The organism is Fulvivirga kasyanovii (assembly GCF_009711405.1).
Taxonomy (GTDB): domain Bacteria; phylum Bacteroidota; class Bacteroidia; order Cytophagales; family Cyclobacteriaceae; genus Fulvivirga; species Fulvivirga kasyanovii.
The window spans coordinates 1-6,957 of the sequence record NZ_SMLW01000358.1; the positions used below are offsets into that span (position 1 = coordinate 1).

Genomic DNA, 6,957 nt, shown 5'->3' on the forward strand with positions numbered 1-6,957 from the left:
TTTTTTAATTTCACGAAATGAATTGGATGCTTTTAATTATCGCAGGGCTCTTTGAAGTGGGTTTTGCTTCCTGCTTGGGAAAAGCCAAAGAATCTTCAGGTTTGACTGCCGCATATTGGTACCTCGGCTTCTTTATTTGTCTTACCATAAGTATGGCTTTACTCATTAAGGCAACGCAAACTTTACCAATAGGAACAGCCTATGCTGTCTGGACAGGGATTGGTGCAGTAGGGTCTGTACTTGTTGGAATATTTGTGTTTAAAGAGCCGGCAGAATTTTGGCGTTTGTTTTTTATCACAACACTTATTGCCTCAATCGTCGGGCTAAAGTTTGTATCAAAATAATTTGTGAGAATGGTGGCTAATACGAGCATAAAAGCAAATCTTCATTCAGTTCTGCAACGGATTAATATTGCTTGTTTAAAAGCCAATCGTGATCCCAATCAGGTGAAACTGCTTTTGGCCACTAAAACAGTACACCCTGACAATATTATCCTCGCCTTAAATGAAGGGCAAAAGCTTATAGGTGAAAACAAGGTCCAGGAGATTAAACAGAAGCATGACGCCTTAAAAAATATTCCACACGAAAAGCATTTTATAGGACATTTGCAAACCAATAAGATAAAGGATGTACTGAAGTATGATGTTTCCTGTATTCAGTCGCTCGACAGACTAAAACTTGCTGAACATCTCCATGAAGGACTATCGAGAGCTACCAGAAAAGTTGATGTTTTAATACAGGTAAATACCTCCGGAGAACAATCAAAATTCGGTATACATCCTGCCGAGGCAATTGATTTTATAAAAAAGGTTGCAGGTTTTAATACGTTGCGTATTAAAGGATTAATGACCATAGGTATATTTAGCGGAGAAGAAAATAAGGTAAGACAATGCTTTAAAACCTTAAGATCCATTCAGGAAGAAGTTAAATCCGAAAATATGCATAATGTCTGGATGGATGAATTATCTATGGGCATGAGCTCCGATCTTGAGGTTGCGATTGAAGAGGGAGCGACTATAATACGGGTTGGAACGGCCATTTTTGGTATCAGGAAATATTCCGATAGCTATTACTGGAATGAAAATGAAAGCTAAGCTTTAATGGAAAGCAATACAACAAAAGCTATCCGGGAAGAAAAGAGCAGGATAAGGGAAAAAATACTTCAATTGCGAAGCCTCATTAATTTGGAAGAGAAGAAAAGGTGGGATGAAAAGATATGCACGATGCTTCTTGAAATAATTGATCAAAGAAAACCGAAGGTAATCCACACCTTTTTGCCCACGAAAGATGAAATTAACCTGTACCCTGTGATCAAAACACTGTTGAAAAAGTCACTTACAGTGGTGACACCACGGCCTCTTCCAAAACGGCAAATGGAGGCTTTGGTATTAAATTCACTCAATGAGCTTGAAGAGGGCATATACGGTACTAGGCATCCGGCTAACAGCCAAGAATTTAATGGGAATTGTGATCTAATTATAGTGCCTGGACTAGCTTTTGACCATGATTTAAACCGACTCGGATATGGTGGATCATATTACGATACCTTTTTGGAAGATCAACATTCGCTGAAAATAGGTATTTGCTATCCTTTTCAAATGATTGAAAAAGTGCCTGTAGAACCGCATGATCAATGTGTGGATCAGGTAATTTTACCTGCTTGAATTGTCAGAAGTAATTTTGCGCGGTTTAAGGTCAGCCATGGCGTTAATCCTCAATAGGAACAAATTATTATACATTATTTAAGAAATGTAATCAAATAGAAGTGTTAAGTGTCCGGAATTAGTGCTTTTAAATGAGCTGAGCTTTGATTTCCATTATTTCACCCAGCGGGGGCTGATATTTGATCTTAACTAAAGTTTGATGGCAAGAAATCTCCCATGGACATCGGGATATAGATTGGGGTGGTAAAAAATAAAATGAAAAGGTTTGATTATCTTATCATAAGAGAATCAAATGTGTGTGAGATTGCTACAGATTAAATTGGTTTTTATAATTATATTATCGTAAGTAAAAATAAATTAAGATTAAATATTCCTAGCTTCGCATCAAATCGTGTTATGTACCTAACATATGACAATGCACTGAGAGAAAACTTCAATTTTGCCATTACTACTTTTGCAGGGTCTGTTATTTTGGCGGTGGCTTCGTTCTGGATACTACGTTATCTGCCAGACCCTATTCAGTCAGAAAAAGAAAAGTTGAAGGAAAAGGTTGATAAATAAATCGGCACTCAGTCTAAATTAAAAAAGCAATTTCTGGTGGTTCTGGTAGGGCAATAGGCTACATTATGTAAATCATAAATAAAAAATTTCAGACGCTTGCAACCCCTACACACTATCCATGTCCAACGATTCGTAAACACTATTTATACCTTGCTTATTTTCTGAAAGGACAATCAGTGTATCATTAGCTTCAAGTGTAGTTGAGCCTTTCGGGGTAAGGAACGTACCATCCCTTTTGATCATTGCTATTATAGCGGTTTTCGGAAAATCAAGCTCAACAATTCTTTTTCCAATAGAGGCATTTCCTTCGATAAGTGTCAATTCCGCTATCTCTGACTTTACACCCTCAGATAAAATGAGGTCAGTGGGGGTCTTCTGTTTAGCTTTTTCAGGAAGGGCAACATGTAACCAGCTTGCCATTAAAGACAATGTGGTACCTTGCGTAAATAGAGAAATAAGGGAAACGAAAAAAACAATATTAAAGATCATACCTGCTTTATCAACACCAGCAAGTAAAGGGTAAGTAGCAAAGACTATGGGCACCGCCCCTTTCAGTCCGGCCCAGGAAATGTACCATCGTCTTCTCATTTTCATTCTAAATGGAAGTAAGCTTAAAAGTACACTTACCGGCCTGGCCACAATAATTAGAAAAGCAGAAACCAACACCCCAATCCCAATCACTGGTATTACATGTGATGGAAAAACCAAAAGCCCAAGGGTTAGGAAAAGTATAATCTGCATGAGCCATGCCAGTCCATCAAACATTTGCAAAATGCTACGCTTGTGAATTAAATCCTGGTTGCCAAGGTAGACGGCACATAGATACACTGCTAAAAACCCATTACCATTAACCAGGCTTGTAACCGAAAAGGTTATAAATACCAATGCTATTACCAGGACAATATACAACCCTTCAAAACCCAGCTTGATTTTATTGATCACATATCGGCTGGCCTTACCAAATAATAAACCGGCCAAAGCCCCGATAACCATTTGCTGGAGAAAAAACGGTATAACAGAGAGAATACTTTGATCCTGATTTACCACCAGGCCTAAGAATGCTATAGTCAGGACATAGGCCATAGGGTCATTACTACCACTTTCCAATTCAAGAGTAGGGCGCAAATTGCTTTTCAAAGCTAAACTCTTCGATCTAAGTATTGAAAACACAGCCGCTGCATCGGTTGAGGATACAATTGCTCCAAGGAGCAGGCCTTCATAGATAGTGAAATCTGTAATTACCCAGACAAATGCCCCTACCAATACGGCTGTAAACAATACTCCTGCTGTGGACAAGGCAATCCCCTGCCATAATACAGGTTTGATGGATGTCCAATTGGTGTCTAATCCACCAGAAAACAATATAAAGTTCAGCGACACAATTCCTATGAATTGGGCAAGGGCGGGATCATCAAAAAAAATTCCCCCAATTCCTTCTGAGCCGGCCAGCATGCCTATGGCCAAAAACAAAACAAGGGTAGGCACACCAAATTTATATGAAGTCTTACCCGCTATTACACTTATGAATAGCAGGATTGAGCCTATGAGCAGTACATTTCCTATTTCTATATTCATGCTATCTTACAAATTGTGCGTTAATCCTTGGTCGGTTGGTAGACTTATTTAAACATGTAAGTTAGTATAATGATTAGTTATTACTTCACTTTTAAAATTCTATTCACTTTGAGCGGAAATAAATGGTAAACGTGGCGCAAAAAAATACCCTGTAAGACTTGCGAACATAATGGGTATGAAATAAGAAAACCCTGTAAGAGTCGATAATAATATTGTAGTGCTCAAGGGCGTGCGAGTAACGCAGGCGTTGATGGCTGCCATACAGCTTATAACAGCAAGGGAAAGATCCAATTGAGGAAAAATAGTATGAAGTACAATACCCAAAGCAGCGCCTATAAAAAATAAGGGGATGATAAAACCTCCCCTCCACCCTGAGGTAACCGTGATTACAATAGCCAAAAGCTTGAATATCAATACTATCAATAAGGCTGGTAAAGTGAACTCGGTGTTTAAGAGTTCGTTGATTTTGTGGTGCCCAAAATAGCGGGTAATTGGCAAAAAATATGCAATAACCCCCAGAAGTATACCTCCAATAAATGTATTGATATAAATGGGGTAACTCAATCGTTTAAATATTGATTTCATACCCTTTGTGAGATATATAAAAATCCACCCCAACGCAGTACCGGCCAGCCCTAATAAAACTGCCAAACCAAAATCAAACATGCCTTGCATATTATAGTTAGGAAGGTTCCATATTGGCCCCAGCCCCAAATGAATAATAAGAGCGAAGATAACGTAGCTAAAGCAACTGGCAACGAATGCCGGAATTATGGCCTTATAGTATTCCACCACATGCTTATGGTGCAAAATCTCCAGGGCAAAAAGGCTACCTCCCAAAGGTGCTCCAAAAAGGGCCGTAAAACCTGAGGCCATCCCGGCAATACTCATTGACCTTAGTTCTTCCCCTTTTAGTCGAAACTGCTTTCCCAGCCAGGTTCCCGTGGAACCGGTAACTTGTACCAGGGGAGCCTCAGGGCCCAGGCTACCCCCAGAACCTACACATAGTAATGAAGATAGAATCATGGACGGGTTATTTTTAGGGTCAAGCTTGCCCTTCCTGAACCGGATGTTGTTTACGATCAACTGAATTTCACCAGGATCACCTATAAAGTGAATTATTAGTCCTGCTGCCAATCCGGAAAGTGCCATTACCAGGACCACCCAAACGCCATCGATCGATGAGTAAATGTGGATTAAAGATTCAAGGGCTATTATGTATATGCCAGCAATGACGCCTCCAATAACCCCAAGAATCATCCATAAGAAAAACATTCTGCTAAAGACAAAAGGATTAAACCTGATGGGTTGATCAAGGATATTCAAAAGCTTTAAGGCCTTTCGTTTGTGTTTCATTCCCATAATTATGTGACTGTTGCAATGTCGCAAATCTAATACTTCATTTTTAGAGAAGGGTATCTTGGAACATTTGCTTTCCATTCCAAGCTTCAAAAGTATCAGAATTATTAAAAAACAAAACCGAAGGTATAATACCTTCGGTTTTACAAGAGATGGTGTTAAATAGTGCCGGAGCCAGTTGTTAATTATGATTATTTTATATTTCTTAATCTAACTGTTCCGGGCTTAATGCCAGTGTTTAGTACGTGAAAATTTGCAAGATGGTTTCCAAAAGCCTTTCCTTTTGCTAAAAGGAAGAAGCATTTAACAGGTAAACCGCAGCATATCTCAATTTCTTAAAGAATAATGAAGGTAGAAATAACATATAAGTATGATGCCAAGAACAACATCTTCTACAAATTCCACTACGGAGGAATTACTTTTGAGGATGTTATAGATAGTTGGAATGAAATTATTGGCAAAAATGCAATCCCTGACGGTACGTCAAGATTCATACTTGATTATAGGAAAGCTCAATATTTACCAGAGATTAAGGAAATAAAACGATTGACTAATTTCTACAAGGCTTATGATCACATTTTTGCAGACTCAAAAATGGCTTTGCTCATGGATAAACCTGACCAGGTTATTATCCCTATTTTAGTTGATCAGGAAGTGGACAGGATATCTTTTAAACCATTTTGTACGCACGAAGGAGCTGTTACCTGGCTTAAATCTTCAGAAGCTTAACGCAAAAAACATTCCATCTGTTTAATCCAATTGTTGGCTCCAAAAGGCACTTTGATTAACATTGTAAGTTAATTCTAAAAAACCTACACCTAAAAATGAACCTACCTATTCGCTTTTATGAAAAGAAGCACTTTTCAATAATAATTAATAATGTTAAGGACCATAAAATTGAAGGCTGCTTTGATATCGATTATTGGGGCATAAGCCAAAGATTTAGTGCCTTGGCTTATAAGCCTAAACCGAATCTCTTGCATTTTACATTTTCGATAGATTGGACTTTCGCACCTGAAAACTCGTTCACTGTGTTTTCCGCATTTCTAAAAACAAAAGCGGATTGTAGCCTTTTATACCTGAACTGGTTGTTTGTTGACAAGAAACAGTCGTATCTGGGCGCCATAAGGCTGCTGGAAAATTTTCCTGAGGAAATAGAACCTAAACAGTACCTTCCTTTTCCGCCTTTCGACTATATTTTAAATTAAAATTATATCTTCTTAATGGTAAAGAATGGGTACCATTAATGAAGTGTATAGAACTTTTAGGGCAAGTAGAAGAGCATAAGAACATCATTCAAGATGTTCTTATTCTATCAACCCTATCGGACCTTTGGCCGATAGGGTTGATAGGATAGTTTTCTGCAGGATATTCCTCACCATTCCCACAATCACAATCAGTCTATGGCGGCAGAAAATTTACCATTAGTAACTTGTATGCTTCCGCCTTGGTTGGTGTTACTTGCGGCAAACTCAAAAGTCCCCCTTAGTTGATTGTTACTATTGTTGGTAATTGTAAGGGTTCCTGATACATCTTTTGAATAATCTTTACCAGTCTGGGTATCAGTATATACCACTAAAAAACCATCTTCATTGACAAGATCCACTGCCGTACCAATAGGGTAAGTACCCACGGCAGGGTTGGATGTGGAGTTATCTTGAAAATTTTTATAGAAGGCAAGACTAAAGGTTTGGTCAGAAGCAGAAGTACCATCGTTATTAGAAATCATATATGTACTACCTGCTACTACAACGATATAAGAAGACCCTTTTTTTTCTGCTTCTACAGCACCAGAAAT

Annotated in this window: 9 protein-coding genes; 6 read left to right on the forward strand and 3 right to left on the reverse strand. The window is 38.4% G+C overall.

The genetic code is table 11. The features are described 5' to 3' along the window. Positions 1 to 17: 17 nt before the first annotated feature. From E1163_RS03800 to E1163_RS03815, 4 genes are all read left to right on the forward strand, one after another. The gene (locus E1163_RS03800) at positions 18 to 344 is read left to right on the forward strand and encodes a DMT family transporter (RefSeq protein ID WP_155169607.1); all 327 of its coding nucleotides are present in this window, start codon (positions 18 to 20) and stop codon (positions 342 to 344) included. A gap of 9 nt (positions 345 to 353) precedes the next feature. Further along, positions 354 to 1,094 carry a YggS family pyridoxal phosphate-dependent enzyme gene (locus E1163_RS03805; RefSeq protein ID WP_155169609.1) on the forward strand — a complete coding sequence of 247 codons (741 nt, stop codon included), beginning with the start codon at positions 354 to 356 and terminating at the stop codon, positions 1,092 to 1,094. Between the two features lie 6 nt (positions 1,095 to 1,100). Beyond that, a complete protein-coding gene (locus tag E1163_RS03810) occupies positions 1,101 to 1,664 on the forward strand; it encodes a 5-formyltetrahydrofolate cyclo-ligase (protein ID WP_155169612.1) in 564 nt (187 codons plus the stop codon). Between the two features lie 396 nt (positions 1,665 to 2,060). Further along, entirely contained in the window at positions 2,061 to 2,225 is a 165-nt protein-coding gene (locus E1163_RS03815) for a hypothetical protein (RefSeq protein WP_155169615.1), read from the forward strand. Between the two features lie 105 nt (positions 2,226 to 2,330). Here the strand turns inward: E1163_RS03815 and E1163_RS03820 are convergent, their stop codons facing one another. Beyond that, positions 2,331 to 3,800 carry a potassium/proton antiporter gene (locus E1163_RS03820; protein ID WP_155169618.1) on the reverse strand — a complete coding sequence of 490 codons (1,470 nt, stop codon included), beginning with the start codon at positions 3,798 to 3,800 and terminating at the stop codon, positions 2,331 to 2,333. Positions 3,801 to 3,899: 99 nt separating this feature from the next. Then, complete coding sequence (locus E1163_RS03825; RefSeq protein WP_343033740.1) at positions 3,900 to 5,156, reverse strand: chloride channel protein; 1,257 nt, start codon at positions 5,154 to 5,156, stop codon at positions 3,900 to 3,902. A 348-nt stretch (positions 5,157 to 5,504) separates the two neighbouring features. Between E1163_RS03825 and E1163_RS03830 the strand changes: the two genes are divergently transcribed. Then, complete coding sequence (locus E1163_RS03830) at positions 5,505 to 5,888, forward strand: hypothetical protein (RefSeq protein WP_155169622.1); 384 nt, start codon at positions 5,505 to 5,507, stop codon at positions 5,886 to 5,888. A gap of 95 nt (positions 5,889 to 5,983) precedes the next feature. Next, positions 5,984 to 6,367 carry a hypothetical protein gene (locus E1163_RS03835; protein WP_155169624.1) on the forward strand — a complete coding sequence of 128 codons (384 nt, stop codon included), beginning with the start codon at positions 5,984 to 5,986 and terminating at the stop codon, positions 6,365 to 6,367. Positions 6,368 to 6,555: 188 nt separating this feature from the next. Here E1163_RS03835 and E1163_RS30390 read toward each other — a convergent pair. Further along, on the reverse strand, positions 6,556 to 6,957 hold a 402-nt coding region (locus E1163_RS30390; RefSeq protein WP_185155950.1), incomplete at its 5' end, for a DUF6252 domain-containing protein.

Coding starts and splice junctions, on each gene's coding strand:
- E1163_RS03800 (WP_155169607.1), top strand. CDS start 18: ATGAATTGGATGCTTTTAATTATCGCAGGGCTCTTTGAAGTGGGTTTT.
- E1163_RS03805 (WP_155169609.1), top strand. CDS start 354: ATGGTGGCTAATACGAGCATAAAAGCAAATCTTCATTCAGTTCTGCAA.
- E1163_RS03810 (WP_155169612.1), top strand. CDS start 1,101: ATGGAAAGCAATACAACAAAAGCTATCCGGGAAGAAAAGAGCAGGATA.
- E1163_RS03815 (WP_155169615.1), top strand. CDS start 2,061: ATGTACCTAACATATGACAATGCACTGAGAGAAAACTTCAATTTTGCC.
- E1163_RS03820 (WP_155169618.1), bottom strand. CDS start 3,800: ATGAATATAGAAATAGGAAATGTACTGCTCATAGGCTCAATCCTGCTA.
- E1163_RS03825 (WP_343033740.1), bottom strand. CDS start 5,156: ATGAAACACAAACGAAAGGCCTTAAAGCTTTTGAATATCCTTGATCAA.
- E1163_RS03830 (WP_155169622.1), top strand. CDS start 5,505: ATGAAGGTAGAAATAACATATAAGTATGATGCCAAGAACAACATCTTC.
- E1163_RS03835 (WP_155169624.1), top strand. CDS start 5,984: ATGAACCTACCTATTCGCTTTTATGAAAAGAAGCACTTTTCAATAATA.